Annotated in this window: 14 protein-coding genes; 3 read left to right on the top strand and 11 right to left on the bottom strand. The window is 60.2% G+C overall.

The window, feature by feature from the left end:
* Positions 1 to 54: 54 nt before the first annotated feature.
* Positions 55 to 1,470: a DUF2252 domain-containing protein gene (locus tag CKW25_RS24825; RefSeq protein ID WP_095083489.1), complete on the bottom strand. Its 1,416-nt coding sequence runs from the start codon at positions 1,468 to 1,470 to the stop codon at positions 55 to 57.
* Between the two features lie 366 nt (positions 1,471 to 1,836).
* Between CKW25_RS24825 and CKW25_RS24820 the strand changes: the two genes are divergently transcribed.
* Positions 1,837 to 2,643 (top strand): hypothetical protein, encoded by an 807-nt coding sequence (locus CKW25_RS24820; protein WP_095083488.1) that lies wholly within the window; start codon positions 1,837 to 1,839, stop codon positions 2,641 to 2,643.
* A 39-nt stretch (positions 2,644 to 2,682) separates the two neighbouring features.
* Here CKW25_RS24820 and CKW25_RS24815 read toward each other — a convergent pair whose 3' ends face one another.
* Together CKW25_RS24815 and CKW25_RS24810 are read right to left on the bottom strand one after the other, a co-directional pair.
* The gene (locus CKW25_RS24815) at positions 2,683 to 3,420 is read right to left on the bottom strand and encodes a hypothetical protein (RefSeq protein WP_095083487.1); all 738 of its coding nucleotides are present in this window, start codon (positions 3,418 to 3,420) and stop codon (positions 2,683 to 2,685) included.
* Positions 3,421 to 3,777: 357 nt separating this feature from the next.
* Positions 3,778 to 4,026, bottom strand: coding sequence for a hypothetical protein (locus CKW25_RS24810; protein WP_095083486.1), 249 nt, complete (start codon positions 4,024 to 4,026; stop codon positions 3,778 to 3,780).
* A gap of 355 nt (positions 4,027 to 4,381) precedes the next feature.
* On the opposite strand from CKW25_RS24810, the gene CKW25_RS24805 reads away from it, so the two are divergent.
* Both CKW25_RS24805 and CKW25_RS24800 read left to right on the top strand, forming a co-directional pair.
* Positions 4,382 to 4,906, top strand: a complete 525-nt coding sequence (locus CKW25_RS24805; RefSeq protein ID WP_095083531.1) for a DUF3087 domain-containing protein — start codon at positions 4,382 to 4,384, stop codon at positions 4,904 to 4,906.
* Positions 4,907 to 4,978: 72 nt separating this feature from the next.
* A complete protein-coding gene (locus CKW25_RS24800; RefSeq protein WP_095083484.1) occupies positions 4,979 to 5,659 on the top strand; it encodes a GNAT family N-acetyltransferase in 681 nt (226 codons plus the stop codon).
* A gap of 63 nt (positions 5,660 to 5,722) precedes the next feature.
* Here the strand turns inward: CKW25_RS24800 and CKW25_RS24795 are convergent, their stop codons facing one another.
* The 8 genes from CKW25_RS24795 to CKW25_RS24760 form a co-directional block, all read right to left on the bottom strand.
* The gene (locus tag CKW25_RS24795) at positions 5,723 to 6,373 is read right to left on the bottom strand and encodes a DUF6708 domain-containing protein (RefSeq protein ID WP_256578026.1); all 651 of its coding nucleotides are present in this window, start codon (positions 6,371 to 6,373) and stop codon (positions 5,723 to 5,725) included.
* A gap of 353 nt (positions 6,374 to 6,726) precedes the next feature.
* On the bottom strand, positions 6,727 to 6,963 hold the full coding sequence (locus tag CKW25_RS24790; protein ID WP_143497480.1) for a hypothetical protein: 237 nt from the start codon (positions 6,961 to 6,963) through the stop codon (positions 6,727 to 6,729).
* Positions 6,960 to 7,598: a DUF6708 domain-containing protein gene (locus CKW25_RS24785; RefSeq protein WP_371855205.1), complete on the bottom strand. Its 639-nt coding sequence runs from the start codon at positions 7,596 to 7,598 to the stop codon at positions 6,960 to 6,962. The genes CKW25_RS24790 and CKW25_RS24785 overlap by 4 nt, the downstream gene beginning before the upstream one ends.
* A 200-nt stretch (positions 7,599 to 7,798) precedes the next feature.
* A complete protein-coding gene (locus CKW25_RS24780; protein ID WP_095083480.1) occupies positions 7,799 to 8,110 on the bottom strand; it encodes a hypothetical protein in 312 nt (103 codons plus the stop codon).
* Positions 8,107 to 8,571 carry a DUF6708 domain-containing protein gene (locus CKW25_RS24775; protein WP_095083478.1) on the bottom strand — a complete coding sequence of 155 codons (465 nt, stop codon included), beginning with the start codon at positions 8,569 to 8,571 and terminating at the stop codon, positions 8,107 to 8,109. Before CKW25_RS24775 ends, CKW25_RS24780 begins: the two co-directional genes overlap by 4 nt.
* A gap of 380 nt (positions 8,572 to 8,951) precedes the next feature.
* Positions 8,952 to 12,194, bottom strand: a complete 3,243-nt coding sequence (locus CKW25_RS24770; protein ID WP_095083477.1) for a T6SS effector BTH_I2691 family protein — start codon at positions 12,192 to 12,194, stop codon at positions 8,952 to 8,954.
* Positions 12,191 to 13,129 carry a hypothetical protein gene (locus CKW25_RS24765; RefSeq protein WP_095083475.1) on the bottom strand — a complete coding sequence of 313 codons (939 nt, stop codon included), beginning with the start codon at positions 13,127 to 13,129 and terminating at the stop codon, positions 12,191 to 12,193. Before CKW25_RS24765 ends, CKW25_RS24770 begins: the two co-directional genes overlap by 4 nt.
* Positions 13,126 to 14,027 (bottom strand): type VI secretion system Vgr family protein (locus CKW25_RS24760; protein ID WP_143497478.1); only part of this gene is annotated, 902 nt, incomplete at its 5' end. The genes CKW25_RS24760 and CKW25_RS24765, both read right to left, overlap by 4 nt.

Below are 14,027 nucleotides of genomic sequence, written 5' to 3'. Positions count from 1 at the left end.
CGCGGCCCATTCCGCCCATCCCGAATTCCCGTTGCCTGCCAGGCTGGCCTGGACTCACTCTTCTTCTCTGAGCGCCTGGATCCGCCCGGACTTTTCCGCAGCCAGCAGGGCGGCATGGTCTTTCGCGTTTTGATCCGCATAGCTCAAGGCGAATTTGCCGATGGCCTGGTCGAAGGTGTCCGATTTGCCCAAATACCCGCTGATGAGCGCAGAGTCTCCCGATTTCGCGTGGGCGCGGGCCAGGGTACGACCACGCAAGTCGGCGTACAGCTTCATTCGGGACGCTGTGCCCCCTTCAATCGGCGCTGACATTTTCATGTCCCGTAACTGGCGGACAAAAAAATGCCGGCCGTTGCGGCCTCGTGTCCAGCCCAGGAAGATGTCGCTAGAGGACTGCATCAGTCGTTGCCCGGTGACAACGCGCTGGCCCTGATTCTCGTATTCGCTTTTGCCGGCATAGTTCGCCAGCACCGAGGGGCAGGCTTCCTTGAATTGCAGGAGCAAAGGGTGGTTTTCCGCGGAAAAGAACAGGCCGACAAAACAATAGGTACCGACGCTGCCGATCCCGACCGCCTTGACGGCAATGTCTTCAAGGCGGTAACGGTCGAAGAGCACGCGCCGTTCATGGGGCAGGGACAATCGATAATCTTGCAGCGCCATCTGCACTCGCTGCAGAAAGCCCTTTTCATAGACATGAAACAGAATGGGCGGCTGATCGATCAGTCGTCGCCGTCCGCCCACTTCGCCACTGATCTTGGGATAGAGGTAATCGCCTATCCGGATTTTGGCCTTGGCGATCACTTGCTCGCGAAATTTTCTAACTTCCGCGTTGGGCGCCAGATCAATGATCGCTTGCGCGTCCAGGCAGTCGTACCAGACCTCCAGCGGGTTCAGCTTCGACAGTTTGCGCAGGTGCTCACGGTAAGCCCGAACGCATTCGACGGCGGCGCTGCGCGCCTCTTTATCGCTGAGTCGGTTATCGCGTGCGGCCACGGCAAAGCTGATTGCCAGGCGTTTTACATCCCATTCCCAGGGGGCGGGCAGGGTTTCGTCGAAATCGTTGATGTCAAAAATCAGATTGCGCTCGGGTGTCGCGAATAACCCGAAGTTCAACAGGTGGCAATCCCCGCAGGCTTGCACCCGAATGCCGGTGAGAGGGGTCGTGGCCAGGTCATGGGCCATCAGGCTCGCAGAGCCCCGCAAAAAGGTGAATGGACTGCGCAACATGCGCCCGTAGCGCACAGGGACCAGATCGGGCAGTCGATAGCGGTTGGACTGCTCGAGCAACTCGATGGGGTTTCGATGTTTGCGCGGCGGGTTCCATACGGCATGCGCCGAATGCGGCACGCTCTCGCGTAATTGCTCGCCTGCGCTCAGGCGCTCCTTGCGTGAGCGAAAGACCGGCTCGTCCCCGGTGACCTTTACTTTGCGGGGGGGATTTTTGCCAGAGCGCTTGGTGCCGGGAGCCATATCCACTCCTTTGCTCAACGAAGTCTGACTCGCTTGGGCACCGGACCGGGTCATGCGTCGGTTTCGTCAGCCCATCGTGTCATTGCCAGGAAAACCATTGCGTGTGCGTGCACCAGCATCCTGGCAAGCGCCGCAGACCATCGTCACAAGCTTAGCAGCTCTGGCCCCGGGTGCCGGGGAGTGCTTATGCAAATGAGGGGCGTGGCAATCACCACAATATCTTTCCCCTTGCGCTACGGCTGCTAAGCTTCGAGTTGGCTGCACCCGAGCCAGTCCATGGCCGGATGTTGAGGGCGTGTCCTCGGTTTCAACCTTCGCTTCCATTGAGGTGGGAGCGACTGTCGGCAACCTGCAAGGAGGCAGTCGATGGTGATCAAGTGCAGGGTCGATTCGAGTGCGGACAGTATTCTCGAGCCACTCGGTCGTGAAGAGCTGGAGCGGGTGCTGGCGTCATTGCTGGCCAGTCCTTCGTTCGCCAGGTCCAGGCGGATGGGCAGCCTGCTGCGGTTTCTGGTGGAACACAACCCGCAATGCTCGAACATTCCCCTGACCGAGCACGCCATCGGTATCGCGGTGTTTCGCCGTGATCCGGCGGTCTACCGCACGGGCGACGATCCGGTGGTGCGGGTGCAGGTGGGCCGGTTGCGACGCAAGCTCGCCACTCATTACGCCACCATCGGCCAACAGGAAACCGTACGCCTGAGCATTCCAGCCGGTTGTTATCGGTTGGCTTGCCAGCGGCTGCATCCCAAGGGGATCAGTCCCCGTCATCCTGTTCTGCACGTCCAGCCATTCACCTGCATCACCCACGATGGCGACGACTTTACCCGAGGCCTGTGCGAAGAGTTGAGCTGCCGGCTGTTCGAGTCGTTCGAACAGACGCAGACCGGTGCCAGCCAGGTGCTGATGAAGGTACCGCGCAACAGCGTGAAAGTACCGGACACGGTGCGGGCCCGGCGTGGCAGCTATTGCCTGGAAGGTAGCGTGCGGGTGGAGCCGACCCGTGTCCGGGCGTCGTTGCGGCTGATTGATGTGGCTCAAGGCCGGATTCGCTGGTCAGGGCAATTCGATCGCAATCAACCCTGCGGCATCGCCGCCCAGGAAGACCTGGCGCAATCGATCTGTCGGTCGCTGACGGGCTATTTCGCCAGGGGCGGCAGTGATGCGTCCTGAGCAGTGGGGGCAACCGCCCGGTTACCCCCTGTGACGTCCTTACACCGTTTTCCATTCTCCGGCTGCATAGAGGCGGGAGGCCTCATTGACACGGGTCAAGTCGATCTCGATGGCCTTGGAACGCGAGCTGCTGAACATGGTGCTGGTCTGCACGTTCTGTTCGAACCACACGAGAATGGTCTCGACGGGGATCAACTCGGTCTTGCCGGTGACGACCTGTGAGGTGGCAACGTAAATCGGGGTACTGACTTGCCTGCCATCAACACCGGTGGACAACTGGTTGACCCCGGGGTGGATCGGCCCGTAGTCGTTCTGCAGGGTGATGGCGGTGGCAGGGCCTGCGGTGACCGCCGGGCCCAACAACCCCTCTTCGCTGAGCACCGATTGTTGTCCCAGGCCGATATCGACGATGTTGGTCGAGACTTCGACTGTCACATTGGCCTGAAAAACGTTGGACCCGAACAATTGATATTGAGGGGTCCAGCTGAAGCTGTTGTTGCTCAGATACTTGACATAGGACTGCCAGACTACGTTGTAGTCTTCGTTGCCGACCTTCTTGGCAAAGCACAGCTTGTAGCCTGACTGCTTGAGCAGCGTCAGGTCCTCGGGAGCGATCTGGATCCTGACCATCTTGCTGGTCGCCGCCAGGGTCGACGTCAACACCTTGTAGTAGTCCGCCGCCTTGAGGGTCGTGGCACCGAGGATCGCCTTGACGGCTTCTTGTACGTCATCGTGAAGCTGCTGGCTGTTCTTTCTTACAACGATTGGCTTACTCATGACTTACCTCTTCCTTAAGTAGTGTGTGGGTCAGTCAATGGGCAGCGGGCATCACACCGGACACACAATCAAGTGGCACCCGTGACAGGCTTTCCATGCCGTCACCAGGGGCGGTGGGCAGTGCCGATGATGTGTCTGCCCTGTAGGCACATTGACGGTTTCACTGTAGGCGGGGGGCGCGGTGCGGCAAAGTATCTTGGTGTTACAGCCGGGAGGGGGGTGGAGCCGGTACAGGTCGGGAAGGTAACTGCCCGCGTAACGGTGTTGTATCAGCGGGGGATGTCTACCGGGCGCTCTGTGGCGGGGCTTGCCAGGTGAAAAACAGCGGGGCGGTCTTGCAACTGCCCCGCCTTGGCTTCAGTTAACCGGGCTAATGGCCCGCGCATCGGCCCAGATGAAGTTCCAGCTGGTTCGCTTGCCCCTGGCGACCTGGATCAGCGTGTTTTCGAACACAGTGTGATTGACCGTGCCGGTGTAGTTCAGGGTCCGGGCGGCGTTGTTCCCGGAAGCCTCGCCCGGCTTGCCGCCTGACTCGATCATGGCCTTTTTCAGGTCGGCTTCAGAGGGGGCGCTGCTCTGGTTTTTCTCAACGGTTACGAAACTCATGATGTCACCTCTTCCGTGATGGGGGATCGGCGGGTAGCAGGGCCGACAAGCGTTCATCTCCCTGCAAACAGACCGATGGCACTACTCTATTGGCCTGTCGGGCGGTGCAGAAGTGACAATCGCACCGGTAAGGTAACAAGCCGGATACAGCCGGGGCGGGTGAGGTGTCCGTGACGTATCAACCGGGGGTGTTTCAAACCCTCGCTGTTTGATTCCCGGTCCAGTCGTTGGCCGATCGTCCTCGACCGATTCCGCAGCAGGAGCCTTGCCGTGCATTAAACGTGTCTGAATCGGGCGCTACGGGCGATAATGCCGCGCAATCGTGTTTTCAACCTAGCCAAAGAGCGCTGCCGTGATATTCGAGATCAAGCCGTGGAACCCCGAGACCTTTCGCCAGCAGACGCGTCGCAGCACCCTGATCATTGCCGTGACCTTCATTGCACTGGCGATGGCGCTGTCGACGCTGGCGGTGATGCTGTTCGGTGAGCCGGGTGGCGACAATTTCCGCTACAACCTGGGCGGTGTCATCACGGCCGTGGTCGTCAGCGCCGCGCTGATGAAGTTCAAGTTCTGGTCCCAGCCCTGGATGGCGGCGGCGGTGTACGGCTGGCAGCTCAAGCGCAGCCTGATGAGCGTCACCAACGTCATGCACCAGGTCACCGATGCGGTGCAGGCCGGCAACCCGAGCGCGATGAAGCTGTTGCGCTTTTACCACCTGGGGCTGGCGCAGATGCATCAACTGGACGGCAACACCAGTAGCCTCAGCCAGATGGTGCACGAGATGGACCAGCACAAGGCGAACATGGAGGCGCAGGGGCTCGAGACCGAACAGACCCGGTTGAACCCTGAGTGGATAGCCGTAGTGAAGGCCAAGGCGTAACCGCTGCCGACGCGACACCACCTGATGATACTGCCGACTTTCAACGTCTTAACCCTCGGAGCCAGGCCGCCGATGTTCACGATTAATCACTTTGCTGCACCGTGCTCCGAGCACGTCAATGATCAGATTCTGCAGATGGTCGTCGACAATCTGACCGATATCAGCGCCGTCGCCTTACCGCCAAGCAACCCGTTGTTCGCCGTCTATCAATATGCAGTGGGCTATGAGGTTCATCTCTATCTGCAGGCCCTTGATGGCTCCAAAGGCATTGCTGTCGAATTGATCACGGCGATGGATGAGGAGGATCCGTCCAAGGTACTCGGCTTTTTGCTGTACCTGCCGGTCAAGGGTGATCCCCAGGCCTGCGGCGTGGCCTTCATGGCCGTGCACGCCAGTCACCGGCGCCGAGGCATTGCCCGCGCGATGGTGCAGGACATGCTTGGCCGCTACCCCCATGCCGAACTGACCTGTGCCGTGGGCAAGGTGGCGTATTTCGAAGCGATGGGCTTTCAGGTGCTGGGCACGCGCGGTCACCAGGTGCTGATGAACACCCGGGACCACGTCACGGACGGCCTGATGGGGGTGCTGGACGTGACACCGATCTACAGCTCCACCGAGGTACGGCAGATACATACCTACCTGCTGCAAAAGAACGGCAAACGGGCGATGCTCGATGCCGAGAAGCAGCGCGACCGGCATCTGGACCAGTTGGCGACCAAGGCGCAGGCGTTTGTGCTGGGGCGTTTGGGGTAGAGGCCTTTGCACACGTCCTGAGTCTGGGCCGCTGAAGGGCGTGTGATGGGGTGTTGAGGTCGTTCATTTCTCCTTCCGATGGATCCCGGCATTGGCGATGGAGCGAGGAAACCTCGGCTCGTAACACAGCAACAGTGACACCCAGTGCGCACAGGCATGAATCAGGATCAGTGGGAGTAACAGCAGGTGGATCGGTATGAAAATCCACAAGGCCGGCGTCTTGATAAAGCCAGTGTCCAGGCGCCAGACAGCGCTGAGGGAATGCCAAGGCCAGGGAAACCTGGGCAGTAACCGTTCAGGCGCGGGCGCGGCCTCGGGGCCGTCTTCCATGTAGCGCCGGATGTACTCCCAGAAGGCCAGTAACTCAGCGGCATTGCGGGTCGGCTTGCCGACGAGGGTCATCTCGAAATCATCCTTGGGATTGCCGTCGGCGTCAGACACCGCGTGGTATTCCTTTTCCCAGCCCAGCAGGACAAACCCACCGGTGCCGTCCAGTTCGGACATGTTGGGATTGATGCAGACGTCGGTCTTGTCCCAGTCCAGCGCCACCACCCCGCCCAGGTGCTTGGGGCGGAGCAGGTAGACCTTGCGGGTGATGCGGTTGAAACGGACGATCAGGCGGCGGGCGGTGAAGATTTCGAGACGGAGGTAGGAGAAGACGTACTTGAAGTAGAGGTACAGAGATACGATGGGGATTGCAGGGATTATCCACATAAGCAAGTATTCAATTATGTTCAAGGAGGGCGGGCTATCCATAAGCAGGGCTAAGTATTCTCCGCCAATATAGTAAAGTAAGCCGATTAGCATCGTTGTGAGTGATGCGCCAACACCGCCAATTAAAAAGGTGATTACTCCTCGTTTCTCATCGCTAGGCGTGCGGACATCCATGTAAGTTGAGTTGTAGGCATACAAAGAGTCATTGTGGCGGATTGCTCTGGATACGCTTTGCGTGACACCTATTGGCGGGATTTTCTCACTCTCTTTGATCTGTCGATCTGTTTCTTTTGCTAGCGCGTCGTAGTCGACTTTTTCTCGCCCGTCAAACATCAGCCATTCGAATAAATACATTAGAATGTGGCCTCAATCGCCTTTTGGAAGTTCTTCAGTTCTTGCTCCTCGGATTTAGGCGTGCCGTTGCCTCGATCCTTGCGGAACGTGCTGTGACGCAAATAGGTCTGAAGCTCATTCGGAAGCAAGAGTTCTAAAGTCACGGACGTGACGAAGATCACGATATTGATCCGTATGCACCAGCGGAGCATAAAGGCCATTTTCAGTGCGAGCTTTAGCGCCATTCGCTCGCTCATGGCGCCGTCCGAGACTCCAGGTCCATCTCAGCTGGCCACTGCACCCTGGGGGCGAGGCGTCGGGCGAGGTTGAAGCTCACGTCCTCGTTGTTCCAGTCGCGGGGCGGGTAGGGGAAGGTCGGCAGGGCGTGCGGGCCTTGCTGCATGAAGAGCTGGGCCATGGCCCAGTACATCTCGCCTTGTTGGATTCCGTGAGCGAACTGAAAACGATCCAGCACTTCTGTTGTGCCCGGTTTGAGGATGGTAAGCGTAACGTTTTCAACGAGTGCGGTACCAGGGACGTACGACCTGCAAGCTTCGGCATGCAAATCATCCCAGTCATAAACGGCAGGTCGTACACCCCAAGCACTACGGCTGAAGGGGAGAAGCCCGTCATGTCGGAATCGATAAACGTAGATTTTGCGACGCAGACGATTGAAACGAATGGGTTCATCGCGCGGGGCCTCGACATCTATACGATAGAGATATGTCCCAAGCCAGATGCCAATGCCAATCGTAGCTAACCCTGCGATGCTGATTCCTAAAGGGAGAGGAAAATGGGAGCTAACCGCGATCACAGTCATTAAGAATGCAAAGTAAGCAGTTATTGCAAATATAAATACCGAACCCCAAAAACCAACCCCGCGAATACTCATGGTGGAACATGCTAGCTCGAGGTACACCTCATCAACGTGATTAGGAGGGTTTGGGAGTACGGGGGGATATGGTGTCCTTGATGGTGGCTGGTTGGGACCTGAAAGATCGTGCTTCCAGCCAGGAGCCGGGTTGTCGAGTAAGGGAGCGGTGTATGCCATCGCTTAATTCCAGAAAGATGGGTTGTGATGGGGTTGGGCGATCATTGGAAGTCCACCATGGTCAGCTCTGCGTAAGCTTCCTGTACCTCTCGGTCGGGCCAGTAGGTCAATGACAAGGTCGCGCCTTCGATGTTGTAGTGCCGGGCCTCGAGCAAGAGGACAATCGCCCCCTGGATGTCTTTCACCTGTGTGGAGCTGCCATCGGTCATGTGGACGGTGCGGATGGTCACGCGGGGCGTGGTGCTGTTTGCTCGGTAGTCGGGATTTTTGGGAGGTGTAGAGGTTGCCAGCGCGGCGCGACGTTCGCTGGCAGAGGTGGTAATGGCGGGGGGATTTAACTCGCCTCCGCTCATGGCGCCGTCCGAGACTCCAGGTCCATCTCAGCAGGCCACTGCACTTTGGGGGCGAGGCGTCGGGCGAGGTTGAAGCTCACGTCCTCGTTGTTCCAGTCACGGGGTGGGTAGGGGAAGGTCGGCAGGGCGTGCGGGCCTTGCTGCATGAAGAGCTGGGCCATGGCCCAGTACATCTCGCCTCGATGGATTTCGTGGGCGAACAGAAAGCGATCAATCACCTCATGGGTGCCGGGTTTGAGAACGGCCAAGGTGACGGTCTGGATCGAACCGCCCGTACCCATGGGACCGTACACGCCACAGGCTTCGGCGTGCAGATCATCCCAGTCATAGGCTACCGGGCGGACGCCCCAGGCACTGCGGCTGAAGGGTTTTCCCCCGTCATGGTGGAAGCGATAGACATAGACTTTGCGCCGCAGGCGATTGAAGCGGATGGGCTCATTTCGCGGGGCTTCAGTATCCATTCGCCAGAAGTACACTGCTCCCCATAGGCCAGAAGTAAATACGATCATTAGAGCAATATTGGCGGCGAAGGGGGGCAGACTACCCTCTTTTGAAATGAAGGTGATCCAGGCGAAAAAGGGCGTGATGGACATTAAGAAAAGAAAAACTGCTACCCAAACACATAGACCTCGAACTCGGAACGTCGAGCGCGGCAACTCCAGATAGATGTCGTCCACATAGTTGGGTGGGTTCGGCAGTACCGGTGGATAGGGCGCAACGGAGGGTGGGTGGTTAGGCCCTGGCAAGTCGTGTTTCCAACCGGGAGCTGGCTTGTCGAGTAAGGGAGCGGTGTATGCCATTGTTTAATTCCAGAAAGATGGGTTGTGATGGGTTTGGGCGATCATTGGAAGTCCACCATGGTCAGCTCTGCGTAAGCTTCCTGTACCTCGCGGTCGGGCCAGTAGGTCAATGACAAGGTGGCGCCTTCGATGTTGTAGTGCCGAGCCTCGAGCAAGAGGACAATCGCCCCCTGGATGTCTTTCACCTGTGTGGAGCTGCCATCGGTCATGTGGATGGTGCGGATGGTCACGCGAGGCGTGGTGCTGTTTGCTCGGTAGTCGGGCTTTTTGGGAGGTGTAGAGGTTGCCAGCGCGGCGCGACGTTCGCTGGCTGAGGTGGCAATGGCGGGGGGATCTAACTCGCCTCCCGCGACCACTTCTCCGCGGACGTACTGAGTGGCAGGGCCGTCGCCATGGCGGTGGATCGTGAGGGTCCAGCGATAGGCCGAACGCGAAGCGTCGAAGTACGGCAGGGACAGCCGGTACTCCAGGCACTGCTCGTAGACCGGGGCGCTGATACCTGCGATGGGGCCGCCATAGTCCGGTGAGCTGAGGCCGGTCATCCGTAGCCGGAAATTGACGCCGGCCTCAAGGCCCAGGGTTGCGGCATTGAGTTCGGCAATGGCGATGTGGGCTTGGTCGGGTCGTTGCCAATGAACCTTGGGTGTTTCGTTTGCAAGACCGAAATAGCAGCGTTTTGCCCATTGTTCAAAGGGGCTTGATTCCTTTCTTTGGGCCCACTGATAGAAGCCGTAGGCCAGAAAACCCAATACCATCGCAATACCCAAGGGGCCTAGCAGCGCTGAGCTTCCTGAAGCCGCCGCAGCAATCCCAAAGCCCGCTCCGATACTTGAGAATCCCATCGAGGCCCCATACAGAGTTGCAGCAAGGGTATCACCACCTTTCCCTGCACGATTGACAGCGACACCAGCTTGCGTTGCTTCGAACAAACCCGCAGCGGCACCAATCACCGCCCCGGCTCTCGCCAGCACACGCCCGGCATCCACCGTCGTTTTGACCGTCGCCACGCCTCGCACAGACAACGCCCGATTCGTCAGCACCCGATTCGCCCCTCCCGCCAATGCATTCCCGACCAGTTCCGCCCCGCCCCCCAACACCCCCAGGCTGCTGCCATACAACGCCAACCTGGCCTCCAGCGCCTTGTCCCCGATTACCCGTTCCGCTTCCTTGAGGTTCTTGTTCAACGAATCGCTGAGCAGGTACATCCCGCCGAGTGCCAGCAGCATGTCGCCGCTGGCGGCCCCGCGCAGTCCGGTGAAGCCGCTGCGCACCCAGTGGGCGGCCTGTTGCGAAGACACCTTGAAACTCTGCAGTGCCTTGCGCGTGTGCGGGTCGAGGGTGCCGGCCCCGACCGCGACATCGACCTGTGCCAAGTGCGCGTCTTTAGCCAACGGATCCCTACCGCGCTCGGTATCGCGCAGCGGGCCATCGGCCTTGCCGTCGACCCAGACGCTCACGGTGATGCTCAGCGCGGCCAGTTTCGGGTCGAGCAGCGCCAGGCTGAGCAAGCCGTTCTGGATCAGCGGTCGGACTGTGCGGCGGACCTTGCGCGCTTCGTAATCCACTTCTCCCAGTTCATCGCTGATGCTGTCCCAGGTGCGGTCGATGGCGGCCACGGCGTTACGTTGCAGGGTGCGCAAGTGTTCCGATTGCAGCGCGTAATACTCGCTGAGCTTCATCCGCACCTGGAGTTCGGTCAGGTGCAGGCGGTTGTGCAGCAGTTGGCTGGCGCTGTTCAGGCGCGAGACCACGCGCGCTACGGCGGGGCTGACGACCGGCTGCAGGCGGGCGCTGGCGGCATTCAGGGCACCGAGGAGGTCGGCCATGATCGCCTTCAGGTGCGGGCGGATCAGGTGCTCGGCCTCGTCGCTGGCCATGAACTTGATCAAGGCGGCGTAGAACCGTTCGCTGTCGTTCCAGGCGATGGTGCCGTTGACCTCGAACGCGGGCAGCAGGCTGGCCAGCAGCGACTTGTCGCGCAACAACAGGGCGCGGTAGATCGGGCTCTGTGGATCGTTCAACCAGACTCGCCACAGCTGGGCGCTGGGACCGGTCTCGTCGCCAGTCTGCGCGGCGGCTTCGCTGATCCCGCCACGCAGGCACAGCGCCATGCTCGTGGTGTAGTCGCGCCCGGAGGTGGGGTCGTCACCGTCGTAGTCATGCTGTTCAATGCAGTTGAAAGGTGAGGTGCGACAGGTCGCGGCATAGGCGTCGGCGCTCTGGTCGATGTAGCGTTGATAGCCTTGTAACTGTTGCTCGTAGGTCTGTTGAAAACGGGCGCGAGCGGCTTCGTCGTAGCGTTGCTCCAGGTCCTGGTCGTCCTCGGTTGCCTGCTGGTCGATGACGCGCTGGCGTTCAATCGCGGGGTCGACAAACACCGGCGGCCCATCCCCCGTGGTCGGCTCGAAGGATGGGGTTCGTGCCTGCGCCCAGTCCCGCTGCAGGGCGCGGATCGCCAGCAGGATCTGCGAGGTCTGATGCTGGTAGGCCCGCAGCGGATCCTCGAGCCATTGCTGGCGGGCCTGTATCCACGCCGTGCGCAGGGCGTTGTACTCCTGCACCAGGCCGAGGGTGTCGTCCAGAACCAGGGCCAGCACGCCGTGCGACAGTTGATGGCGGGGGATGGCATTGCGCAGGAAGCCTTTCAAGGCGCCAAGCCGTGGGGAGCGACCGTAGAAACCATGCACGCTGGTGAAGTGGCCTGCCTGGAAGGGCTGATACTCGTAGACCCGATCATTCACCTGTGGGTTGTCGGCGGTCATGCCCAGGCCCAGGCTGGCTGGGTTATCCCGGGCCTGGGCAAGGTTCAGCTCATGGAAACGCTCGGGTGCGCGCCCGGCCTTGTAGGCATTGAGCACGCTGACCGGCCAGGGATCACTGGCGAAGGCCAGCCATGCCAGGCTGTATTTGTGGGTCTCGATGTTGAGGAAGGAGGCCGGGGCATCGTGATCGGCCGAGACGCAGCGCGGTGCCAGCAAGGTCTCGTTGGCAACCGGTGGCGCATACGGATTGAACTGGCGCAAATAACCGTCGGGGGTGACCTGATAGGCGTGCCAGATCGAGCGGTCCAGCAGGACATACAGGTAGCCCGCACGCAAGGTGCGCAAGCCCAGGCGGGTCTCGACCTGGCCGCTCTCGGAGACGAACGAAGGGGGCATGGGCTGTGGGACCAGGGCCTGGCGCAAGGGCAGGATCGGCAGGCCCTGGCGCTCGCACGCCCTGCACTGATCGGTGGAGAAGTCGGTTTCGGCAACGATGATGTTGATTTGATCGCCGAGGGTCATCGGGCTGCTCCTGAATAGGTCAGGTCCGACACGACCCGTTGCCAGGACCTGTCGGTGTAAGGGGCGAGCAATGCACCCAGTTGCGTCTGTTCCCGGACGGCCTGCCCAATGAGGGCGCGGACTCTGGCATGTTCATGCACGCGTGGATGGAGCATCAGGCTGTGCAAGGCCAGCTTCCGGATGTCGTCGTGGTCGTGCAGCCCCAGCTCTCTGGCCAGACAGATGTGCGCATAGGCCTGCACGGCCGCCGACGCAGGCAACGAAGTAGGGCCGGTCCAGCGTGTGGGGGCAAAGGTCAGTGGCTGTTGCAGGCTCTGGCGCCAACTGCTCAGCAGGGCTGAAACCAGAATGACGTCCTGTTGCACGGAGGCAGCCTCAGGATCTGGAGGGAAACAGTGCTTGGGGTCGCCGATCAATACGCTGCAGGTACCGCTGCTGGTGGGAAACACCCAGTGGCGGATCGGCCACCAACGCCCCTGTTTGAGGTGGTTGACGCAGGCCGCCAGTAACTCCAGGCGCAGGGGTTCATAGACTGGAATGAACGGCTGGCCTTGTTCTGTTGGAAGGTGACCGAGCGAGAGGATATGGGCGCTGATGATCTCGGCCGGTTCAGGACTGCTGAGTAAGCTGCACACATAGCGTTTTGGCTGGACAAGGTCGATCTGGGAGCGAAGGGCCAGCTGTCGCAGTCGTTGTGTGCAGGGCGACTCGCCGGGGGAGGCCAGGGTCACCAAGGCTGGGCAATCTTGCGGCGAATGAGCCAGATCCGGGCGGGGCAGGCGTGTAACGGCACGCTCACCCAGTGCGTGCCGTAATGCGTCGATGTGTAGAGGATCGGTGGATGCGCAACCGGCGAGCGGATCGAGCAGCAGGTACAAGTTGCAATCGGCGGCATGCTGCTCGGCCAGAATTCCCTGAATCGTCGAGAGGTTCATTGGTTTTTCTCCACGCAGCACTGGCCGAGTTCGGGGCTGAGCTGGAATGTCGAGGCCTGGATGCTGCCGGAAGCAGTCGTGGTGACCGGCCCTTGCAAGTTAATGGTCACACCGTTGAGGTGTATTCCTTCGGCATCGAGCGTGATGCTGCCACCGGGACCTTGAAACACCAGGCGTTCGCTGGCCTGTAATTGATAGACCGTCGTGCGGTGGTGCATGCCCTGGCCCACGGTCAGGTGGTGATGGCCCTTGACTGTCTCCTCACGATGGCCGCCCACGTCACTGCGGTGGTTGACCTGAGTGGCTTCATAACGGTCATTGCCGACCTGTTCCCAGCGATCCTGGCCGATGCGGATCTCGTGGTCATGACCGATGGACAGGTTACGGTCACCACCGATTTCGTGGGATTGATTGTGGCCGACGCGGACCTGCTCATCATTCCCCACCACCTCGCTACGGTCATTGCCAACCTCCGTCGTCTCATTGTTCTTGACCCGGTTGTTCTGATCCCGCTGTGCATGGATGAACACCTCCTCCTGTCCCAACTCATCCTCGAAGCGCAGCTCATTAAAACCCTCGCCCTTGTGGGTCTTGCTCTTGAGGGTCATGCGCGTCTTGTGTTTCGGCAGTTCATAGGGCGGCCGGTTGTCGGCGCGGTAGGCGCGGCCGGTGGCGATGGGTTGGTCGGGGTCGCCGTCCAGGTAGCTGATGATCAGTTCCTGGCCGATGCGCGGCACGGCCATGGCGCCCCACAGGGCGCCGGCCCAGCCCTGGGTGACGCGGACCCAGCAGGAGCTGTGCTCGAAGGCCTGGCTGGTGTTGTCCGGGCGGAAGCGGTGTTCGTAGGCTTCGTTTTCGCGGTCCCAGGGGAAGCAGACCTTGACCCGGCCCCATTCGT

It is taken from the genome of Pseudomonas sp. Irchel s3h17, from assembly GCF_900187505.1.
Taxonomy (GTDB): Bacteria; Pseudomonadota; Gammaproteobacteria; order Pseudomonadales; family Pseudomonadaceae; genus Aquipseudomonas.
Note: the sequence above shows the minus strand (reverse complement) of the source record. Positions and strands in the feature narration are given on the sequence as shown.